We start from the raw sequence: 21,239 nt of genomic DNA on the forward strand, positions 1-21,239 counted from the left end.
TCTAACCGTTGCGCAGCCTGTCGACGAGGAAGCCCACCGCACAGCCAACCACCAGGACCACCAGCTGCACCAGGAACGTGATGACGGTGAGATCACTTCCCTGGGAGAGGAAGATGACCAGCTGGAGGACGACGGCGGGGGTGAACGCCGCGATGAAGTGCCGTACCTGCGACTCCCGTGACGCGCCCTGGTGCACGGCCGCCGCGGCCCACACACCCAGCGCGACACAGGCCGCGGACGGCAGGTGCAGCAGCAGGACGGTGCGGACCGGTGAGGCCATGGTGGAGACGTCGTCGCCCGTGATGACGTCCCAGACGAGCACGGCGAGGACCAGCTGCGTCACCAGCGTCACCACGATGCCGGCGGCCCAGGGCAGCATGAGGTTCATCAGCCGCGGCCGGTCGTGGGCGGGTGCGGCGGCGTACCCGCGGTGTGCGTCGTATCTGGACATTCGGCTGCCTCTTCGTCGTCGCCCGGCGTTCGGGCGTCAGGTCCGGCCCGGGGAAGTCCGGACAGGACCTAGTTCACCTGGATGCTGTCGACGATCTTCGTCCGGTCCGCGTCACTGAGCTTGCCCTGCTGGGCGTCGATGCGGACGGAGTAGATCTTTCCCTCGGAGTCGACGCCCGTGATGACCACGCCGTCGACCGTCGCGCCCTTCGGGGGCGACTGCGGCACTCCCGTACCGGTGTAGGTGAAGTCGATGCGCTTGGCATCCTTCGCACCCTCGATGCCCACGTCCTTGGTGCTCTTCACCTCGGTGGTCGCCATGAGGAGCGCCCGGCCGACCGACGCGGCGTCGTCACCGGTCGAGGCGTTGGCGAAGCCGCTCTGGATCGACACCTTCACCGTCGGCCGGTCCCCCTCGCTCTGCAGGGCCGCGGCGTCGTTGAGCTTGCCGCGCTCCGCCTTGCTCTGCTCGGTGAGGCCCGGCGGGTAGGCGAGCGACACCGTGGGTCCCGCGAGCTTCTTCCAGCCGCTGGGCGCGGCGGGCGCGGCCGTGTCCGATCCCTTCTCCCCGCCGCACGCGGCGAGCATCAGGCCGGCGGTGAGGACGGCGGTCGTGACGGCGGCAGTCCGCACCGTCCGCCGGACGGAAGGCTTGCTCATGATCAGGTCTCCTTGCACCGGTGAATCACTTGGCACAGTAGCTGTACGGGAAGAACGAGCGCTGGCCTCCGGAGGGAGCCCCGAGGAACTCGGCCTTCGTCAGGCTCTTCTCCGACTCGGAGGTGGTGTAGGCGCCGTTGATACCGGCGATCTCCAGGTTGATGTCGAGGCCGATCTCCTCGGACGAGGACGAGCCGTCGTACTCCTGCTTGCTGACCTGGCCGTGGTTGAACGCGTAGTGGCCGAACGGGTCGCCCGCTCCGGGGTCCTTGGTCGGTACCGGCGTCCCGGTGAACAGGTAGTTGAAGGCGCTGTTCATGCCCTGGCCGGAGAACATCTGAGCCTTGATGGCGTCGGACTCGGCCTGGGTCATGTTCTTGTCGTCCAGGGGGACCGTGGTGGTGATGACCTGGGTGGTCGTCCCGCCGCCCTTCTTGTTGCCGTTCACATCGCCCTTGAGACCGGCGTTCGCTTCCGCCTTGCCCTCCAGGGTCCGCGTCATCGTGATGCTCTTCACCTTGCCGGTCTTGCTGTCGACCGTGACGGTGATGGCACCCGCCGCCGACCCGGCGGCCTCCGCGCCCGCCTTGACCGGGCCGGCCTCACCCTTCGCGTACGCACCGCCGGTGGCCTTGGCCTGGTAGGTGTACGCGTCGGTGTTGTTGATGTGGTTCTGCGTCAGCGTGACTTCGTGCGACCCGGAGATCTTGACGCCGGCCTCGACGGTGGCACCGGGCTTCGGGGCCGGGGTGGTCGTGCCGTCCGGGTTCGTCGTGTCGGGGGCGTTCATCCCGGCGCCGAACTGGAAGCCGGCCTGGGCGGCGACTTCGAGGCTGATCTTCTGCGTGGTGATGTGCTTGTTGCCGAGCCTGTCCTCGATGTTGTCCTTGAGGCGGCTCTCCTTGGCCTTCGGCCCCTTGCCGAACCAGCTGGCGATCTCGGTGGACCCGCCGACGATCGGGCTGAGGTTGGAGAGCTTGTTCAGCCGGCTGAGCTTCTTGTACTCCTCCAGGTCCTTACGGAACTGGTCCGCTTCCTCCTGGCTGTCGAAGACCCAGGTGTCGCCCGTGGTGACGGTGAGGCCGGCGCCGATCTCGACCTTGTCCTTGCCCACGTCACCGATCTTGATGCGGGCCTTGGGCTTCTCCGTGCCCTTGACCGAGCCGGCGTCCGTGAAGGTGAGGGAGACCTGCTCGTCGTTGTCGTCGATCTTGCCGTCTTTGTTGACGTCCGTCTTGGCCTTGGTCGTCGTCTCCTCGAAACCGAACTCGCCGCCGAACTCGATGCCGAGCGTTTCGAACGAGACTCCGAACTTGCCGCCCTGCGTGCCGGACTTGGTCACCGTGGCGCAGGTGAGGGGCTCGAACTCGGCGTTGGGATCGCCGCTCGCCTCGCCTTCCTTGCCCCCGCCGCAGCCGGCGCTGCCGCCGCCGATCGACGAGACCAGGCACTGGATCCGGTCGGTGATCTTCCCGCCGAGGCCGGCCGCCGCCATACCGCCGATGAGGGCCACGACGACCAGAATGGTGCCGAGGTACTCGAACGCGGTGGCTCCCCGGTCACTCCATCTGCTGTTGGGTATGGGCTCCCGGTACCTCGGCATGGCTTGTCCTCCCGTATGGCCTTAGGGCAGGGAGGCTATGAGAGGTGAGGGGGTCCGGGCACGGGCCCGTGGGCCCAAATGCGGGGCCTCATTCCGGACGTACGAGCGACCGGCAGTGGGCCCCAGTGGGCCCGGGCAGGGCCGTGCGCGGATTTGGCGGAGCAGACGCGCGGGCCCTCAGCCGCTCACGGCACCGCCGGGTGCCTCAGTAACGGGGACCTTGCGGCGCGCTGCGCGCCGCCATGGCCAGCGCCACGACCCAGCCCACCAGGGTCCAGCCCAGGAACAGGTTCAGCACGAGGACGGAGCCCTTGTTCGGCACTCCTCGCGAGAAGGCGACCACCGCCGGCACGAAGTAGACCAGAGCGGCAACTATCAGCCCTAAGAAGACAACGATCACATTGGCGCTCATGTGGCCCCCCGCAGCGAACGGATGTGGAGATTCATTCTCCACGCCCGACCATGGATGTCCACAGTGTGTGAAACCTGATCACCGTTCGGTGACCGGATGCCGGTCCGGGCGGCAGGCCGCCGCTCGTTCCGTCGTCGTTCCCCGTGCGCGCGGTGGTGCCCGGAACCGGACTCGAACCGGTACGCCCCCGAGGGGCAGCGAGGTTTAAGCTCGCCGTGTCTGCATTCCACCATCCGGGCGTGGCGCGCGGCTCCGCGTTGGCACATGACCCTATCCGGGGGCTCCCCCCGGCCGGACGGACAGTGGCTCGATGTTGTCTTATTTTATTGATCGCTTGAGGGTCCGTCAGCACACGTGGGAGGCATAGTCACATGGCGGGGCGGCGTGGCGGGCGCGGCGGCCGCGTATCCGAATTGACGGAAAGTCGCCGCACCCACACAGCCGATTCGCCAGGCGCGCGCCATGGATCGCCAGGGGCGCGCCACCCCTACCGGATGAGGCCGTCGTTGACGCACCTCAGCACGGGGTGCGCGCCCAGTGCCTCCGGGTCCGGCAGCACCGCTCCTGTGATCATGAACACCGTGCTCTCGCCGGGCAACAGCGTGACGAGCATCTCGTCCACCTGGGCCGCCGGGTCGAGCCGGTCGGGGAAGAGCGCGAGGTCCCGCAGGAGGGTGCGGGCCGTCACCTCGACGCGGTAGCCGGGCGCCTCGTCCCCGCACTCCGTCACCGAGACGTCGTACCGGGCGGGCGGCAGCGCGAGGCGGGTGTCCTCCTCGTAGAACTCCACCGCCCGGACGGAGCCGAGGCGTGCGACCAGGAGCTCACGGGTCCGGTCGGCCGGTTCGGCGACCGACGGTGGCAGCGGGACCCGGGTGACCGCGCGCGCGGCCGTGCTCACGACCACCTCCTCCTCGGCCAGCACCGCCCCGTCCAGACCGTGCCGGGTCAGCCGCAGCGTGCCGGTCCAGGGCTCGGGGGCGTCGTTGACGAGATGGACGGCGCCGTCGCGCACGGCGATCAGCCGGTCCGCGTACACGGCCCGCAGGGCGTACCAGAGCGGCTTGCGGCGGCCGCCGCCGTCGATCGCCGACCAGGAGACGACCGGCCAGCAGTCGTTGAGCTGCCACACGATCGTGCCCATGCAGTACGGGGTGTGGGAGCGGAAGTGGCGGATGCCGAAGGCGACCGCGCGCGCCTGGTTGAGCTGGGTGAGCCAGTGCCAGTCGTCGAAGTCCGCGCCGGGCTGCGGCAGGTGGTCGCCCAGGCCCCTGAGCAGCTTGGCGTTGCCGTCCTCGGCCTTCTGGTGGTGAGCCAGGAGCGGGGCGTCGGGGGTCAGCGGGCCGCTGATGGCGCGGCGCAGGGTGGCGTACGCGGGCGGGCCCTGGAAGCCGAACTCGGCGACGAAGCGGGGCACCCGGTCCGCGTAGGCCCGGTAGTCGGCCCGGTTCCACACGTCCCAGATGTGGATGGTGCCGTGTGCCGGGTCCTGCGGGTGGATGTCCTCGGTGCCGGAGTAGGGCGAGCCGGGCCAGTACGGACGGCTCGGGTCGGTCTCGGCGACGATCGCGGGGAGCAGCCCGTGGTAGTAGCCGTGGCCCCAGGTCCGGTCGCCGAGGTCCTTCTGCCAGCCCCAGTCGGCGTGGCCCTCCAGGTTCTCGTTGTTGCCGCACCACAGGACGAGGGAGGGGTGCGGGGAGAGGCGGGTGACGTTCTCCCGGGCCTCGGCCGCCACCTCGTCCCACAGCGGCTGCTCCTCCGGGTAGGCGGCGCAGGCGAACGGGAAGTCCTGCCAGACCAGCAGGCCCTTCTCGTCGGCCAGTTCGTAGAAGTCGTCGCTCTCGTAGAGGCCGCCGCCCCAGATCCTGATCAGGTTGACCCCGGCCGCGACCGCCTGGTCGAGGCGGTCGGAGATCCGCTGCCGGGTGACGCGGGCGGGGAAGCAGTCCTCGGGGATCCAGTTGACGCCGCGTACGAAGACGGGTTCGCCGTTGACGACGAAGCGGAACGCCTCGCGCTCCAGCGTGACGCCGCGGAAACCGGTCCTGAACCGCCGGACCTCCTCACCGAGGCGGACGGTGACGTCGTACAGGGGCTGCTCGCCGTGGCTGCGCGGCCACCAGAGCGCGGCGCCCGGGACGGACAGGGTGGCGGTGGCCCGGTCCTCGCCGGCGAGGACGGTGAACGCGGCACGCTCGCCCGCGACCTCCACGACGGCTTCCAGGGCCCCCTGGCCGGACCGGTCGACGTCGAGGGTGACGGTGAGGCGCGGCACCCCCGCGTCGTCGAGATCGGGCAGCAGGGTGACCGACGCGATCCGCGGGCCGCTCCAGGTCTCCAGCGCGACCGGCCGCCAGATGCCGGACGTGACCAGCGTCGGCCCCCAGTCCCAGCCGAAGTTGCACGCCATCTTGCGGATGAAGGCGTACGGCTCCGCATAGGCACCGGGCCGGTCGCCGAGCCGGTCGCGCAGCTCCTCGGCATAGGTGTACGGGGCGGTGAACCGTACGTCGAGGGTGTTGGCACCCTCGGCCAGCAGGGCGCGGACGGGGAAGCGGTGGCTGCGGTGCTGGTTGGCGGCGCGGCCCACCTCGATGCCGTTGAGAAGGACGGTGGCGACGGTGTCGAGGCCGTCGAAGCACAGGTCGGCGTGGTCGTGCCCGTCCGGCGTCCAGTCGAACGTGGTGCGGTACGTCCAGTCGGTGCGGCCGATCCAGCCGAGCCGGTTCTCGTTGTCGTCCAGGTACGGGTCGTCGATCAGCCCCGCCGCGAGCAGGTCCGTGTGGACGCAGCCGGGCACGGTGGCGGGGACGCCGCCTGTGGGGAGCCCCACGGGCACGGGGCTGTCCGCGCCGAGCGTCCAGCCGTCGTGCAGGGGCAGGTGGCGAAGGGTCACGCGGAGGTCCTTCCGCAGTCGGGGAGCTGGGCACAGGCGACGAAGTGGTCCGGCTCGGTCTCGTACAGATCGGTGTCCCGGTCCCCGCCCTCGTGGAAGGCGCAGCTCTCCAGCGGCTCGGGCGGGTCCCACGGGGTGTTGAGCCGGGGCACGGCGGCCAGCAGGGTGCGGGTGTAGGGGTGGAGCGGGTTGCCGAACACCTTCTGGGTGTCGCCGCGTTCGACGACCCTGCCACGGCGCAGCACCACGGTCTTCTCCGCCAGGTAGGTGCCGAGCGCGAGGTCGTGGGTGATGTAGAGGACGCCGAGGCCGCGTTCCTTGAGGGCGGCCAGGAGGTTGAGGACGTCGATGCGGGTGGAGGCGTCGAGCATGCTGGTGATCTCGTCGGCGACCAGGAAGCTCAGGTCGAGCAGGAGGGCGCGGGCGATGAGGAGGCGTTGCAGCTGGCCGCCGCTGAGCTGGTGCGGGTAGCGGCCGAGCACCTGTCCGGGGTCCAGGCGCACGTCCCGTACGGCCTTCTCGACGCGGCCGGCCCACTCCTGGTCGGAGACGCCCGGGTGGTAGGCGCGGCGGATCATGTCGAAGACGCGGTCGGCCCGGAAGACCGGGTTGTAGCAGGAGAACGGGTCCTGGAAGACGCCCTGGACGCGGCGGTAGAAGTCCTTACCGGGGCGGACGGGCCGGCCGTCCAGGGTGAGGCTGCCGGAGCTGACTCCGGTCAGGCCGAGGATCATCCGGCCGATGGTGGACTTCCCGCTGCCGCTCTCGCCGATGAGGGAGACGACCTCGCCTGGTTCGGCGGTGAAGGACACCCGGTCCACCGCGGTGACGGAACCGCCGCCGAACGCTCCGGCGCGGTAGGTCTTGGTGACGTGGTCGAGGGTCAGCATCAGGCCTTCCAGCATGCGACGGAGTGACGGGGGGCGATCTCCACGACCGGGGGTTCCTCGGCGCACTGCTCGTCGGCGAGCGGGCAGCGGTCGCGGAAGCGGCAGCCGGCCGGGGGGTTCAGGAGGGAGGGCGGGGCGCCGGCGATGCCCTTGAGGGGCTTGTCGGCGTACCGGGCGCCGACCTCGGGGAGCGAGCCGAGCAGGAGTTTGGTGTACGGGTGGCGCGGCGCGGTCGTCAGGACCTTGGTGGGCGCCTTCTCGGCGAGCTTGCCCGCGTACATCACCATGATCGAGTCGGCGATGTGCGAGGTGAGGCCGAGGTCGTGCGTCACGAAGATCATGCTGGTGACCAGGCCCTTGTCGCGCAGCCCGGTGAGCGCGCCGACGACGGCCCGCTGGGTGGAGACGTCCAGGGCCGAGGTGACCTCGTCGGCGATGAGGACGGACGGGTCGAGGAGGGTGGAGATCACCATGACGGTCCGCTGTTTCATGCCGCCGGACAGCTCGATCGGGTAGCGGTTCAGGACGTCGTGGTCCAGCCCCACCAGGTCGAGGCGACGGTGCAGTTCGGGCGTGTCCACGCTGACGCCGCGGGAGGCGAGCAGCTCGCGGATCATGCGCCCGATGCGCCGGGTCGGGTTGAGGGCGCTCATGGAGTACTGCGGTACGAGCGATATCCGGTGGAAGCGGAAGGCGTTCATCGCGCGGTCGTCGGCGACCGGCACGTCGTCCCCGTCGAGGGTGACGGTGCCGCCCGCGTGCCGCATCCGGCCGTCCAGGCGGATCAGCGACTTGCCGAGCGTCGTCTTGCCGCAGCCGGACTCGCCCGCCAGGCCCAGGATCTCCCCGTCGGCCAGGTCGAAGGAGACGCCGTCCAGGGCCCGGACCTCGCCGCGCAGGGTGCGGTAGTGGACCCGGAGGTCGGTCACGGTCAGGGTCATGTGCTCAGGCCTCCCCCGAGGTTGTCGGTCACGGTCGCAGTCATCTGCTCAGGCCTCCCGGAGCTTCGGGTTGAAGACCTCGTCGAGGCCGACGTTGGCGACGTAGAGCGCGCCGACGATCGCGGTGATCCCGGCGCCCGGCGGGACGAACCACCACCACATGCCGAGTTGGAGCGCGCTCCACTGCTGGGCGCTCTGCAGCATCATCCCGAGCGAGACGCCCTCGGTGGGGCCGAGCCCGATGAAGTCGAGGGAGGAGGCGATCAGGACGGACCCGCCGAAGAGCAGGATGAACATCATGAAGAGGTACGAGCTCATGTTGGGCGCGATCTCGCGGAAGACGATCCGCCAGGTGCCGCTGCCGCTGAGCCGGGCCAGGTCCACGAACTCCCGGGTGCGCAGCGAGAACGTCTGCGCGCGGATGGCCCGCGCCGCCCAGGGCCAGGAGGTGAGCCCGATGAACAGTCCCTGCACGGGGACCGAGCGGACACCGAGGTAGGCGTTGATGATCAGCAGCACGGCGAGCGCGGGCAGCACCAGGACCACGTTGGTGAGCATGTTGAGGATCTCGTCGACCGCTCCGCCGCGGTAGCCGGCGAGGAAGCCGACGAGCATGGCGATGACGGCGGCGATGGCCCCGCCGACGACGCCGACCAGGAAGGTGGCGCGCAGCCCGTGCACGAACTGGGCGTACACGTCCTGGCCGAAGGTGGTCGTGCCCATCCAGTACGTGCCGTCCGGCGGCGCGGCCTGCGGGCCCACGTACTCGTTGGGGTCGGAGCTGTCGAGGAGCGGCGGGCCGATGATGCCGACGAGCAGGAGCAGCACGACGACGGTGAACCCGATGAGGAGCTTGGGGTTGCGCACGGCGTAGTGGAGCGTCTCACGGCCGGGGCGGGCGGCGGCGGCGGTGGGTGCGGCGGTCTCGGCGGCCGGTTCGGGCACGGTGCTCATGACTGGCCTCCTGCCATGCCGGTGCGGGTGCGGGGGTCGACGACGACGTACACGATGTCGATGAGGAAGTTGGCGATCAGTACGCCGATGACGATGAACAGGAACGCGCCCTGGAGCAGGAAGAAGTCCTGGTTCTGGATCGCGGCCAGGATCAGCGAGCCGAGCCCGGGATAGGCGAACACGATCTCGGTGACGAGGGCCCCGGCCACCAGGACGCCCAGTTGGAGGGCGAGTCCGGTGATCTGGGGCAGCACGGCGTTGCGGAAGGCGTAGCGGCGGATGAGCCGCTGCGGTGCGCCGAGGGCCGACAGGTAGGAGGAGTAGTCGGACTCCAGCTCGTAGATGATCATGTTGCGCATGCCGATGGCCCAGCCGCCGAGCGCGACCAGGAAGAGCGAGAGGAACGGCAGCACCCAGTGCTGGAGCAGGTCCACGGCGAAGGCGGTGGACCAGGTCGGCTGGATGTCGAGGCTGTAGCCGCCGGAGAGCGGGAACCAGCCCGCCTTGGAACCGAGCGCCCAGGCGAGGATGACGGCGATCCACATGTACGGCATCGCGGTGAGCAGGTATCCGGCCGGCAGCACGGTGTTGTCGAGCACCTTGCGGCGGGCGGCCAGCGCCCCGGCCCAGTTGCCGACGAACCAGCTGAGCAGGACGGACGGGATCATCAGCCCCAGCGTGTACGGGAGTGCGTCGAGCAGCACGTCGGCGACGGGCTTGGGGAACACCCAGATGGACAGCCCGAAGTCGCCCTGCAGCAGGGCGCCCCAGAAGTGCAGGTACTGCTGCCAGACGGGCTCGTCGAAGCCGAACAGGTCGTTGTAGTAGGCGCGCATGGCCTCGACGGCCTCGGGCTGCGAGACCCGGGCCCTGGCCACCATGGCGGCGACGGGGTCGCCGGGCATGAAGCGCGGGATCATCCAGTTGACGGTGACGGCGACGACGAACGTCAGCGCGTAGATCAGAAGTTTGCGGGCGAAGTAGCGACGCAAGGGGGCTCCCGGGAGAGAGCCCCGCCGTACGGGCGGCGGTCAGGGCGGCGTGCGCACGGCGGGGCGGTCATGGAATCGAGAACGTCCGGCGCGCGGCCGGCCGCCCTCTCGGAACGGCCCGCGCGGAGCCGGTCCTTCTCGGAACGGCCGGCGACGCGGAGCCGGTCCTTCTCGGAGCGACCGACACGCGGCCGGCCGCCCTCTCGGAACGGCCGGCGCGGAGCCGGTCCTGTTCAGAACGGCCGTGTCACTTCACGGGCTTGATCTGGGTGAGGGCTTCGAAGCCGCCCATCTCCAGCCAGTTGCGCCACAGCGCCGGTGCGTACTTGGGCGCACCCGCGGCGTCCGACGGCCAGTTCGTCCAGCTCCCGGTGGTGGACTGGGCCCAGAGGCCGTTGTACCAGAGCGGAATGACCGGCATCTCCTTGAGCTGGATCGCCTGGATCTTCGAGATGACCTTCTTCATGCCCTCGACGTCATCCGTCTTCACCCCGCCGAGCTCCTGGACGAGCTTCCAGGCCTCCTCGTTCTCGTACCGGCCGAAGTTGACCGTGTTCTGCTGCTTCTGGACGGGCAGCTGGAACATGTACTCGTAGTACGTCCACGGGGTGCTGGACAGCTGGCGTTCGTTGTTGACGACCAGGTCGAAGTTGCCCTTGCCGCGCGTCTCGTTGAGGGCGTTCGCGTCGGGGAACTCGGTGGTGATGCTGATGCCCGCGTCCTTGGCGGACGAGGCGATGACCTTGGCGGCCTCCATCCAGTCGGTCCAGCCGGTGGGCACGGCCAGCTTCAGACTGATCTTGGAGCCGTCCTTGTTCTCCACCAGGCCGTCGCCGTTGGTGTCCTTGTACCCGGCGTCCGCGAGGATCTGCTTGGCCTTGTCGGTGTCGAAGGAGAAGCCCTCACGGGAGACCAGGTCCTGGTCGACGAACTTGTCCCACTGCGGGAGCAGACCGGTCGGGTTGGCGGGCTTGACCAGCTCGCCGTACACCCCCTTGACGATCTTCTCGGTGTCGACCGAGGCGGCGAGCGCCCGGCGGAAGGCCGCGTCGTTCATCGGCTTCTTCGTGGTGTTGGGCACCAGCCAGGCCGTGTTGGCGGAGAGCATGTAGGGCGGCTTGTCGTAGTACGAGACGACCTTCTTGCTCTTGATCAGCGAGGAGGCGCCGGGCAGGAAGTTGTTGCTGAGGTCCAGCTGGCCCTGACCCAGCTGCCCGATGACCACCTCGTTGCTCGGGTTGGACACGTCGACGATGTAGCGGGGCGCGGGCTTCATGGAGAGCGCCTTGACGCCCCACCAGTCGTCGCGCCGCTGCCACACGACCCGGTCCTGGGACTTGCTCTTGAGCGTGTACGCACCGGTGCCGACCGGCTTGTCGTTGACGCCGTCGAGGATCTCCTTCTCCGGGCGCTTGCTCCAGATGTGCTCCGGGACGATCGGCTGCCCGTAGAGGGTGAAGTCCCACTCCTGGTAGCGGGCCTCCTTGAAGGTGAAGCGGACCGTCGTGGCGTCCACCGCCTTCGCGTCCGACAGCCAGCTCCACAGGGTGTGGAAGGACGAGGCCTCGATCTTGCCGAGCCCGTAGGAGTACGCCACGTCCTTGGCGGTCAGCGGCTTGCCGTCCGACCAGGTGATGCCGGGGCGGAGCTTCACTTCGTACGTCTTGTCGCCGGTCCAGCTGCCCGACTCCGCCAGCCAGGGCGTCAGCTTGCCCTCGTTGGGGTCGAAGTGGAACAACGTCTCGTAGACCAGCCCCTTGGTGCCGGTGGCGTGGTCCCAGTTGTGCAGCGGGTTGTAGTTGGCCGGCGGCCCCCACTGCGTACCGGTGGTGTAGAGCGTCTCGTTGCGCGGGAGCGCGCCGCCCCCTCCGCCGCCCGTGCCGCCGGAGCCGCCCGCCGAGGAGCCGCCCCCCGTGCACGCGGTGGCGGCGAGTGCGATCACGGCGAGCGTGGCCGCGGTCCGTCCCCGGAATCCCGTGCCCATCGTCCCTCCTTCTCCCCGCCGTCATTGCCGAGCGGAGTTACTGAACCGGGTAAGTGCCGTGAAGCTAAGGCCGCCGGGAGGGCATGTCAAGAGTGCGGGAGCGCTCCCATCCCTTTATTTTCAGGGGCAGTTGAGCGATCATCGCTCCAGGAGAAGAGCCGTGTGCGAGAGGGCCGAAGTCCAAGGCGTTTCATGTAATACGAACCGGTTAAGCGAGGTCGCATTGCCCAGGCGCCGCCCCACGATCGCCGATATAGCCCGCCGGGCCGGGGTTTCCAAGGTCGCGGTGTCCTACGCCCTGAACGACCGTCCGGGCGTCTCCCCCACGACCCGCGCCACCATCAAGGCCATCGCCCATGAAATCGGCTGGCAGCCCAACAGTGCCGCCCGCGCCCTCACCCGCGCCCGGGCCGACACCGTCGGCCTCGCCCTCTGCCGGCCCGCCCGGCTGCTCGGCATGGAGCCGTTCTTCATGGAGCTGATCAGCGGCATCGAGAGCGAACTCTCGCCCCGCGGCTGCGCCCTGCTCCTCCAGGTCGTCACCGATCCGGCACAGGAACTGGAGGTCTACCGCCGCTGGTGGGGCGAGGGCCGGGTGGACGGCGTGTTCCTCGCCGATCTGCGCAGCTCCGACCCGCGCATCGAGGGCGTCACCGGACTCGGTCTGCCGGCCGTGGTGATCGGCCACCCCTCGGCGGCAGGCCCGCTGCCCTCCGTGTGGTCGGACGAGCACACGGCACTCCGCGACACCCTCACGTACCTGACCGCACTGGGCCACCGGTCCATCGCCCGGGTCGCCGGACTGCCCGGCCTCGACCACACGGAACTGCGCGACCGGGCCCAGGCCGGGATCTGCGCCGAACTCGGGCTCGGCGACCCGGTCATCGTCCACACCGACTACTCCGGCCAGGACGGGGCGCACGCGACGCGACGGCTGATCAGCTCCCCGCATCGCCCCACCGCCGTCGTCTACGACAACGACATCATGGCCGTGGCCGGTCTTTCGGTGGCCCAGGAGATGGGGCTCGACGTGCCGGCCGACCTCTCCCTCGTCGCCTGGGACGACTCCCAGCTCTCCCGGGTGGTCCGGCCGCCGCTCACCGCGCTGAGCCGCGACATCCCGGCCTACGGGGGCCATGCCGCACGCATCCTGTTGTCCCTGGTCACCGACGGTACGGCGGAGGGCTACGAGGACGCGGCGGCCCGGCTCGTCCCGCGGGGGTCGACGGCCCCGCCACGGTAGGCGGGGCGGGGCGGTCCCCGGACCCCATGTCATACCGCAGGAGGACGCGAAGGCCCTGGCGGTGCGACTCAAGGCTGGCCCCGGAACGGGCACCGGGAGTGACGACCGGCGGCCGGCCGGCGGAGACGATGGAGTGGTGCCCCTGTCCCGGGCCCCCGCCGCCCGGCGGGACCGCCGGACGGGCTCCCCGCCCCGTACGAACCCGACCCTGGAGTCTCCCGTGACCACCATGTCCACCGCTCACCGCGCCACCGCGGTGGCCGCCCGCGCCACGGAACTGTCGAAGGTCTACGGGGAGGGCGAGACCAAGGTGACCGCCCTGGACCGGGTCACCGTGGACTTCCCGCAGGGCGAGTTCACCGCGATCATGGGCCCGTCGGGCTCCGGCAAGTCCACGCTGATGCACTGCGTCGCCGGTCTCGACAGCTTCACCGGCGGTTCCGTGCGCATCGGCGAGACGGAGCTGGGGGCCCTCAAGGACAAGCAGCTCACCCAGCTGCGCCGGGACAAGATCGGTTTCATCTTCCAGGCGTTCAACCTGCTGCCGACGCTCTCCGCGCTGGAGAACATCACGCTGCCGATGGACATCGCGGGCCGCAAGCCCGACCAGGACTGGCTGCGCAAGGTCATCGACATGGTGGGCCTCGCCGACCGGCTGAAGCACCGCCCGACCGAGCTCTCCGGCGGCCAGCAGCAGCGCGTCGCGGTCGCCCGCGCACTGGCCTCCCAGCCCGAGATCATCTTCGGTGACGAGCCCACCGGAAACCTGGACTCCCGCTCCGGCGCCGAGGTCCTCGGCTTCCTGCGCAACTCCGTGCGCGAACTGGGCCAGACCGTGGTGATGGTGACGCACGACCCGGCCGCCGCCTCCTACGCGGACCGGGTGATCTTCCTCGCCGACGGGGCGATCGTGGACCAGATGATGCACCCCACCGCGGACGGGGTGCTGGACCGGATGAAGGCGTTCGACGCCAAGGGCCGCACCAGCTGAGCCCCGGCTCCTCCCCAGGGCCTCCGTCGCACCGCCTCCTGCCGTGCGACGCCCGGCCCATGCCCCCGTCCGGAACCCCTCACCCATCCCAGGACTGACAGCCATGTTCCGTACCGCCCTGCGCAATGTGCTCTCGCACAAGGCCAGGCTGCTGATGACCGTCCTCGCCGTGATGCTCGGCGTGGCCTTCGTCTCTGGCACCCTGGTCTTCACCGACACCCTCGGCAACGCCTTCCGCAACCAGTCGGCGAAGAGCTACGACGACATCGCCGTCGCCGTCACCACCTACGCCGACCAGCGCGACGAGAAGACCGCCGCCATCGACGCCGCCACCCTGAAGAAGATCCAGGAGCTCGACGGCGTCGCCTCCGCCACCGGCCGCGTCGACGGCTTCGCCGGAGTGGCCGACCCCGACGGCAAGCTGATCGGCAACGGCTGGTCCAACACCGGGTCCAACTTCGCCCCGGGCAAGAACGGCCAGGACGCCCAGTACACGTTCACCGACGGCTCCGGACCGACCGCCGCGGGCAGCGTCGCCCTGGACAAGGACACCGCGGAGAAGGGCGAGTACGAGGTCGGCGACAAGGTACGGGTCGCCACCAACGGTCCGGTGAAGGAGTACACCCTGTCCGGGGTCTTCACCACCGAGGACGGCGCGGTCAACGCCGGCGGCAGCCTGGTCCTGTTCGACACCCCCGTCGCCCAGCAGCTGTTCCTCCGGCCGGGCGAGTTCAAGGACGTCAACGTCGCCGCCGCGCCCGGCGCCTCCGACCAGCAGCTGCTGGCCGCCGTCAAGCCGCTGCTCCCCGAGGACGCCGAGGCCAAGACCGGCCAGGTCCGCGCGGACGAGCAGGCCGACCAGACCGAGAAGGCCCTCGGCAGCCTCAACAAGCTGCTGCTCGCCTTCGCGGGCATCGCCCTCTTCGTCGGCATCTTCCTGATCGCCAACACCTTCAGCATGCTGGTCGCCCAGCGCACCAAGGAACTCGCGCTGCTGCGCGCCGTCGGCGCCTCCCGCCGTCAGGTCAAGCGCTCCGTGCTGCTCGAAGCGGCCGTCGTCGGCCTGATCGCGTCCGTGGTCGGCTTCGCGCTGGGCCTCGGCCTCGCCACCGGTCTGCGTTCCGCGATGAGCCTGATCGGCGGGAAGATCCCCGCCGGACCACTGGTCGTCGCACCGGCCACCGTCATCGCCGCCTTCGGCGTCGGCGTCCTGATCACCGTGCTGGCCGCCTGGCTGCCGGCCCGCCGGGCCGCGAAGATCCCGCCCGTCGCGGCGATGAACAGCCAGTACGCGGTGGCCACGGTGAAGTCCCTGGTGCTGCGCAACTCGATCGGTGCCGTCATCACCCTGCTCGGCGGGGCGGCGGTCGTGGCCGGCGCGGCACAGGCCGGGTCGAACGGCCAGCTCCTCATCGCGGGCGGCTCCTTCCTGGCCCTGATCGGCGTCATCATCCTGATCCCGCTGCTGTCCCGGCCGGTGATCGCCCTGGTGCGCCCGCTGCTGCAGCGGCTGTTCGGGGTCTCCGGCAAGCTGGCCGCGCAGAACGCGGTCCGCAACCCGCGGCGCACGGGCGCCACCGCCTCCGCGCTGGCGATCGGCCTCACCCTCGTCACCGGCATCTCGGTGCTCGGCGTCACCCTCGGCCAGGCGGTCGACAAGGTGACGACGGACAACATCAAGGCCGACTACATGATCTCGATGGCCAGCGGCGACGCGCTCGACGAGTCGGCGCTCACCGCCCTGGAGAAGGCCGACGGCGTCACCGCCGTCTCGCCCCAGCAGGCGGTCTGGCTGGACATCGGCGACACCTCGCTCTCGGCGTCCGGTGTCACCCCCGGCGATGTGCAGAAGGTCCTCACCGTCGACACGGTCGCCGGCTCCCTGGACTCCCTGGGCAAGGGCGAGATCGCCGTCTCGGACAAGACCGCGAAGTCGAACGGCTGGAAGACCGGGGACACCGTCCCGGTCACGTACGAGGACGACAAGAAGGGCAAGCTGAGGATCGGCGCCTTCTACAAGGACAACGAGTTCCTCTCGCCGGTCCTGATCCCCCGTGAGGTCGTGGCCCCGCACCAGGCCCGTGCGGACATCCGCGAGATCTGGGTGAAGTCGGACGGCGGCGCGAGCGCGGCCAACGAGCAGGCGCTGGTCGACGCCCTGGGTGACAACCCCGGCATGAGCATCATGGACCGCAAGGACATCCGTGACATGTTCGGCGGCTCCATCAACCTCGCGATGAACATCATGTACGGGCTGCTGGCCATGGCGCTGATCATCGCGGTGCTCGGGGTCGTCAACACCCTGGCCATGTCGGTGTTCGAGCGTCAGCAGGAGATCGGCATGCTGCGGGCCATCGGCCTCGACCGGCGCAAGGTCAAGCGCATGATCCGGCTGGAGGCGGTGGTCATCTCCCTCTTCGGCGCGGTGGTCGGCATCGGGCTCGGCATGTTCCTCGGCTGGGCGATCGGGCAGACCGTGGCGGCCGAGATCCCGGAGTACGTCCTGGTCCTGCCGTGGGGCCGGATCGCGGTCTTCCTCCTGCTGGCCGCGCTGGTCGGGGTGCTCGCCGCCCTGTGGCCGGCCCGCAGCGCCGCGAAGCTGAACATGCTGACGGCCATCAAGACCGAGTAGCCCGGAACGGGACACGGAAGAGGGCCGGTACCCGCCACCGCGGGTGCCGGCCCTCTTCCGTGTCCCGGGATCAGCCGGTCGCGTCCGCCTTCCAGTCGCGGGCGCGCAGCGGCATGCGGGCGACCCCGCCGTCGGCCGGGCGGACCGCGAGGATCTGGTTCACACCGATCTTGTTGTGCTCGAAGGAGAGTGCGGAGGCTGCCATGTAGAGGCGCCAGACCCTGGCCCGTCCGGGCGAGGTCATCTTCACCGCACGCGGCCACTCCTTCTCCAGATTGGCGACCCAGCGGCGCAGGGTCAGTGCGTAGTGCTCGCGGAGCGACTCGACGTCGCGGGCCTCGAAACCGGCTTCTTCGAGGGTCGCGACGGTCCGGCCCACCGGGGCCAGTTCGCCGTCCGGGAAGACGTAGGCGTCGATGAACTCGTCCACGTGGTACGCGGACTCGTCCTTCTCCGGGCGGCGGGCGATCTGGTGGTTGAGGAGGCGCCCGCCGGGCTTGAGGAGTGCGTAGAGGTCGTCGGCGTACTCGCGGTAGCGGACCGAGCCGACGTGTTCGGCCATGCCGATCGAGGAGATGGCGTCGTACGGGCCGTCCCTGACGTCCCGGTAGTCCTGGACCCGGATCTCGATCCGGTCGGTCAGGCCCTCCTCGGCGATGCGCTTCCTGGCGAAGGCGGCCTGCTCGACGGAGAGGGTCACTCCGGTGACGCGGGCGCCGTACTCACGGGCGGCGTGGATGGCCATGGAGCCCCAGCCGCAGCCGACGTCCAGGAGGCGGTCGTCCTCCTTCAGCGCGAGCTTGCGGCAGACCAGGTCGAGCTTGTCGCGCTGGGCTCCCTCAAGGGTCCCGCCGTCCTCCCAGTAGGCGCAGGAGTAGACCATGGACGGGCCGAGGACCAGTTCGTAGAAGTCATTGCCCACGTCGTAGTGGTGGCTGATGGCCTCCTTGTCGCGGCGCTTGGTGTGCAGCGCGCCGCTGCGCCGGCGCACCTCCTCGGGCGGCGGCGGGGGCGGGGGCCACGGCCCGGCCAGTCGCAGCAGCCCCTTGGCCGCGGCGCGCAGCTTCGGGTCGCGGACCGGGTGGACGCTGTCCTTCGCCTCGCCGCCGCGCTCCCAGATCAGCCCGGCCATCAGGTCCAGGGCCGCGTACAGATCGCCTTCGATGTCGAGTTCCCCGGCCACCCAGGCCCGGGCGAGGCCCAGTTCGCCCGGCTTCCACAGCAGGCGACGCAGGGCACGGCGGTTCCTGATGACGAGGACGGGGGCACCGGGGGGTCCGGATTCGCTGCCGTCCCAGGCCCGGATGCGGACCGGTAGGGGTTCTCCCAGCAACTCCTGGGCGAGAGCGGTCAGCCGCAACGCGGCGTCTGCCATGGCGCACACCTCCGTGATGGTGTTTCCCAACGTGCCCAGACATGCCCACGCATGCCTCGAACCACGCCCCGGCACCCTGGGCGCCGCGGCGAGGTACACCCCTTCAACAGTTTCCGGCGGCCGGGCCATCCCGCTACCGCGCAATGGAACGGCAAAATACTTGTACGGCACATGCATCCGCTGGGGCGCTGGCCCCCGCACTCCCGCACCCGCCACCGCGCCGACCTGCGCCGATACGCCGAAGGGGCCGTCCGCACCACGGATGGCGGACGGCCCCTTCGGGCGTCGTGCGACTGTCTGTCGCGGATCCGGAGATCCGCGTACCGGACCGGCGGGCCGGAGCCCTCCTGTCCGGGCGGGACTAGGAGGCCTTGGCCTTCTCGCCCACGGGCTTGGCGGCGGCGGGGGCCGGCGCCGGCTTGGCTGCCTCGTAGAACTCCTCGCGGGGAGTCTCCATGGCGCCGAGCGAGACGACCTCGCGCTTGAGGAACATCGCCAGGGTCCAGTCGGCGAAGATCCGGATCTTACGGTTCCAGGTCGGCATCGCCATGCCGTGGTAGCCACGGTGCATGTACCAGGCGAGACGGCCCTTGAGCTTGATCTTCACCTTGCCCATGACGATCATCGCGACGCCCTTGTGCAGGCCCAGACCGGCGACCGCACCCTTGTTGGCGTGGCTGTACGTGCTCTGCGGGAAGCCGCGCATCCCGGAGATGACGTTGTCGCCGAGGACCTTGGCCTGACGCAGCGCGTGCTGGGCGTTCGGCGGGCACCAGGCGTTCGGGTTGCCGGCCCTGCGGCCGACCATGTCCGGCACCTGGGCGTTGTCGCCCGCGGCCCAGATGTAGTCGGTGCCCTGAACCTGGAGCTTCTCGGTGGTGTCGACGTGGCCACGCGGGCCGAGCGGCAGGCCGAAACGGGCCAGCGCCGGGTTCGGCTTCACACCGGCGGTCCACACGATGGTGTTGGAGTCGACCTCCAGGCCGTTCTTCAGCACCACGTGACCGTCGACGCAGGAGTCCATGGAGGTCGAGAGGAAGACCTCGACACCGCGGGACTCCAGGTGCTCCCGGCCCCAGGTGCCCAGCTTCGGGCCGACCTCGGGAAGGATCTTGTCGGCGGCGTCGACGAGGATGAAGCGCATGTCCTCGCGCTTCACGTTCGTGTAGTACTTCGCCGCGTCGCGGGCCATGTCCTCGACCTCGCCGATGGTCTCCGCACCGGCGAAACCGCCGCCCACGAAGACGAACGTCAGCGCCCTGCGGCGGACGTCCTCGTCGGTCGTCGAGTCAGCCTTGTCCAGCTGCTCGAGGACGTGGTTGCGCAGGCCGATGGCCTCCTCGATGCCCTTCATACCGATGCCCTGTTCGGCCAGGCCGGGGATCGGGAAGGTACGGGAGACGGCGCCCATCGCGATGACCAGGTAGTCGAAGGGCAGCTCGTAGGCCTCGCCGACGAGCGGCGCAACCGTGGCGACCTTGCGGTCCTGGTCGATGGTCGTGACGCGGCCGGTGAGGACCTCAGCCTTGGGCAGCACGCGTCGCAGCGGGACGACGACATGCCGAGGCGAGATGCTGCCGGCAGCAGCTTCGGGGAGGAAGGGCTGGTAGGTCATGTACGACCGGGGGTCGACGACCGTGACGGTCGCCTCGCCGTAGCGCATCTTCTTCAGAATGCGCCGAGCTGCGTACAGGCCTACGTACCCACCGCCTACTACGAGGATCCTGGGACGCTCCGTGGTGCTCATGCCATCGAGTATCCACCCCCCTCGGGGGGCACGCTCGTGAGCCCCTTCACAAGGTATGGCCCACCCTCTGCTACACTTCGCCGCCCACGTGACCCAGGTCATGGGTCGACAGGGGAACCACAGCACCCTGGCGAACGTTGTTCACCGCTTGTGAGCTGGCCCTTGAGCCGCCGAGCGGGGTGAACCACCCCTCCGATTCACACGCGTGCAACACACCCGGAACCGCCCCGTATGCGGGGCGGGTGACCCCGCGCACCCTCCCGCGGGCCCGTTCGGAGCAGAAGTCCGCCCCAGGGGGGCCAATTCCTTGTGAAGAAGTTCACGAACTTCGTGGCGGCATGTCGCCGAAGGCACCCGCAGGGCCGTCCGGAGGGGCTCAAAAGTGCAGGCCGGAATGCTGATGAGCAGTTTCCGCGACGGCCTGCGGACCTGTCCTAACGGGCCGCGTAGAAGGCGATGCCGTCGAGGATGTCGTGCTCGCTGACGACCACCTCGCGCGCCCCGGTCCGCTCCATCACGGCCAGCAGGATCAGCGCCCCGGAGGTGATCACGTCGACCCGGCCCGGGTGCATCGCGCCGATCGCCGCGCGCTCGGCGTGGGTCGAGGCGAGGAGCCGGCCGGCGATCTCCCGGACCTGCTCCAGGGAGATCCGGGAGTGGTGGATCGCCTCGGAGTCGTACTCCTTCAGCCCCAGCGCGATGGCGGCCACGGTGGTGACCGTTCCGGCGAGGCCGACGAGTGTGCCCGCCGAGGTGAGCGGGACGGTCTCCTCGGCCAGGTCCAGCGCGGCGGCGACATCGGCACGGATCGCGTCCGCCTGCTCCGGTGCGGGCGGGTCGCTGACCACCCCGTCCCGCGTGAGGTGGCGCTCGGTCATCCGGACGCAGCCGATGTCCACGGACCGGGCCGCCCGCACCCGGTCGTCGCCGACGACGAACTCGGTGGAGCCGCCGCCGATGTCCACGACGAGGTACGGCTTCGCGAGGTCGTCCCGCCCGACGAGCTCCTTCGTGGCCCCGTCGAACGAGAACTCGGCCTCCTGGTCACCGGTGATGACCTCGGGCTCGACGCCCAGGATGTCCAGCACGCCGCGGACGAAGTCGTCCCTGTTCTCCGCGTCCCGGGAGGCGGAGGTCGCGACGAAGCGGACCTTCTCCGCGCCATGCTCCTTGATCACCGCCGCGTACTGCCGACAGGCCGCGAAGGTCCGCTCCAGCGCCTCGGGGGCGAGCCGGCCGGTCCGGTCGACGCCCTGCCCCAGCCGGACGATCTCCATCCGCCGGTCGAGCTCGACGAGCTCCCCGGTGACGGGGTCGGCGTCCGCGACCAGCAGACGGATCGAGTTGGTACCGCAGTCGATGGCGGCCACGCGTGTCATGAGTACTCCCACATCAAGTCCACGGCCCCGAACCATGCTCCGCCGGCGCCGAAATCAAGCCCCTCCGGCGATTGAGGAGCGGGGGTCCGG

At 69.9% G+C, this 21,239-nt stretch carries 16 protein-coding genes and 1 tRNA gene; 3 read left to right on the plus strand and 14 right to left on the minus strand.

The window, feature by feature from the left end:
* Position 1: 1 nt before the first annotated feature.
* From OG446_RS14200 to OG446_RS14250, 11 genes are all read right to left on the minus strand, one after another.
* On the minus strand, positions 2-451 hold the full coding sequence (locus OG446_RS14200) for a hypothetical protein (protein WP_328894378.1): 450 nt from the start codon (positions 449-451) through the stop codon (positions 2-4).
* 68 nt (positions 452-519) lie between these two features.
* Entirely contained in the window at positions 520-1,110 is a 591-nt protein-coding gene (locus OG446_RS14205; protein WP_328894379.1) for a hypothetical protein, read from the minus strand.
* 25 nt (positions 1,111-1,135) lie between these two features.
* Positions 1,136-2,713 (minus strand): hypothetical protein, encoded by a 1,578-nt coding sequence (locus OG446_RS14210; protein WP_328894380.1) that lies wholly within the window; start codon positions 2,711-2,713, stop codon positions 1,136-1,138.
* A 205-nt stretch (positions 2,714-2,918) separates the two neighbouring features.
* The gene (locus tag OG446_RS14215; protein WP_328894381.1) at positions 2,919-3,125 is read right to left on the minus strand and encodes a superinfection immunity protein; all 207 of its coding nucleotides are present in this window, start codon (positions 3,123-3,125) and stop codon (positions 2,919-2,921) included.
* Between the two features lie 153 nt (positions 3,126-3,278).
* Positions 3,279-3,364, minus strand: a tRNA-Leu gene (locus OG446_RS14220).
* A 248-nt stretch (positions 3,365-3,612) separates the two neighbouring features.
* Positions 3,613-6,021, minus strand: coding sequence for a glycoside hydrolase family 2 protein (locus tag OG446_RS14225; protein ID WP_328894382.1), 2,409 nt, complete (start codon positions 6,019-6,021; stop codon positions 3,613-3,615).
* Complete coding sequence (locus tag OG446_RS14230) at positions 6,018-6,926, minus strand: ATP-binding cassette domain-containing protein (RefSeq protein ID WP_328894383.1); 909 nt, start codon at positions 6,924-6,926, stop codon at positions 6,018-6,020. The genes OG446_RS14225 and OG446_RS14230 overlap by 4 nt, the downstream gene beginning before the upstream one ends.
* Entirely contained in the window at positions 6,911-7,852 is a 942-nt protein-coding gene (locus OG446_RS14235) for an ABC transporter ATP-binding protein (protein ID WP_148019026.1), read from the minus strand. Before OG446_RS14235 ends, OG446_RS14230 begins: the two co-directional genes overlap by 16 nt.
* Positions 7,853-7,900: 48 nt before the next feature.
* A complete protein-coding gene (locus OG446_RS14240) occupies positions 7,901-8,806 on the minus strand; it encodes an ABC transporter permease (RefSeq protein WP_328894384.1) in 906 nt (301 codons plus the stop codon).
* Positions 8,803-9,798, minus strand: coding sequence for an ABC transporter permease (locus OG446_RS14245; RefSeq protein WP_219574241.1), 996 nt, complete (start codon positions 9,796-9,798; stop codon positions 8,803-8,805). The genes OG446_RS14240 and OG446_RS14245 overlap by 4 nt, the downstream gene beginning before the upstream one ends.
* Before the next feature lie 247 nt (positions 9,799-10,045).
* The gene (locus OG446_RS14250; protein WP_328894385.1) at positions 10,046-11,782 is read right to left on the minus strand and encodes an ABC transporter substrate-binding protein; all 1,737 of its coding nucleotides are present in this window, start codon (positions 11,780-11,782) and stop codon (positions 10,046-10,048) included.
* Positions 11,783-12,005: 223 nt separating this feature from the next.
* Here OG446_RS14250 and OG446_RS14255 point away from each other — a divergent pair, with 223 nt between their 5' ends.
* From OG446_RS14255 to OG446_RS14265, 3 genes are all read left to right on the plus strand, one after another.
* A complete protein-coding gene (locus OG446_RS14255) occupies positions 12,006-13,025 on the plus strand; it encodes a LacI family DNA-binding transcriptional regulator (protein WP_328894386.1) in 1,020 nt (339 codons plus the stop codon).
* Between the two features lie 220 nt (positions 13,026-13,245).
* On the plus strand, positions 13,246-14,016 hold the full coding sequence (locus OG446_RS14260; protein ID WP_328894387.1) for an ABC transporter ATP-binding protein: 771 nt from the start codon (positions 13,246-13,248) through the stop codon (positions 14,014-14,016).
* A 103-nt stretch (positions 14,017-14,119) separates the two neighbouring features.
* On the plus strand, positions 14,120-16,648 hold the full coding sequence (locus OG446_RS14265; protein WP_328894388.1) for an ABC transporter permease: 2,529 nt from the start codon (positions 14,120-14,122) through the stop codon (positions 16,646-16,648).
* A 70-nt stretch (positions 16,649-16,718) separates the two neighbouring features.
* On the opposite strand, the gene OG446_RS14270 is transcribed toward OG446_RS14265, so the two are convergent.
* The 3 genes from OG446_RS14270 to OG446_RS14280 all read right to left on the minus strand — a co-directional run bounded on the left by OG446_RS14270 (position 16,719) and on the right by OG446_RS14280 (position 21,149).
* Complete coding sequence (locus tag OG446_RS14270; protein ID WP_328894389.1) at positions 16,719-18,023, minus strand: cyclopropane-fatty-acyl-phospholipid synthase family protein; 1,305 nt, start codon at positions 18,021-18,023, stop codon at positions 16,719-16,721.
* A gap of 361 nt (positions 18,024-18,384) precedes the next feature.
* A complete protein-coding gene (locus OG446_RS14275; RefSeq protein WP_328894390.1) occupies positions 18,385-19,770 on the minus strand; it encodes an NAD(P)/FAD-dependent oxidoreductase in 1,386 nt (461 codons plus the stop codon).
* Between the two features lie 434 nt (positions 19,771-20,204).
* Positions 20,205-21,149 carry a Ppx/GppA phosphatase family protein gene (locus OG446_RS14280; RefSeq protein WP_328894391.1) on the minus strand — a complete coding sequence of 315 codons (945 nt, stop codon included), beginning with the start codon at positions 21,147-21,149 and terminating at the stop codon, positions 20,205-20,207.
* Positions 21,150-21,239 lie beyond the last annotated feature (90 nt).

Source organism: Streptomyces sp. NBC_00236 (assembly GCF_036195045.1).
GTDB lineage: Bacteria > Actinomycetota > Actinomycetes > Streptomycetales > Streptomycetaceae > Streptomyces.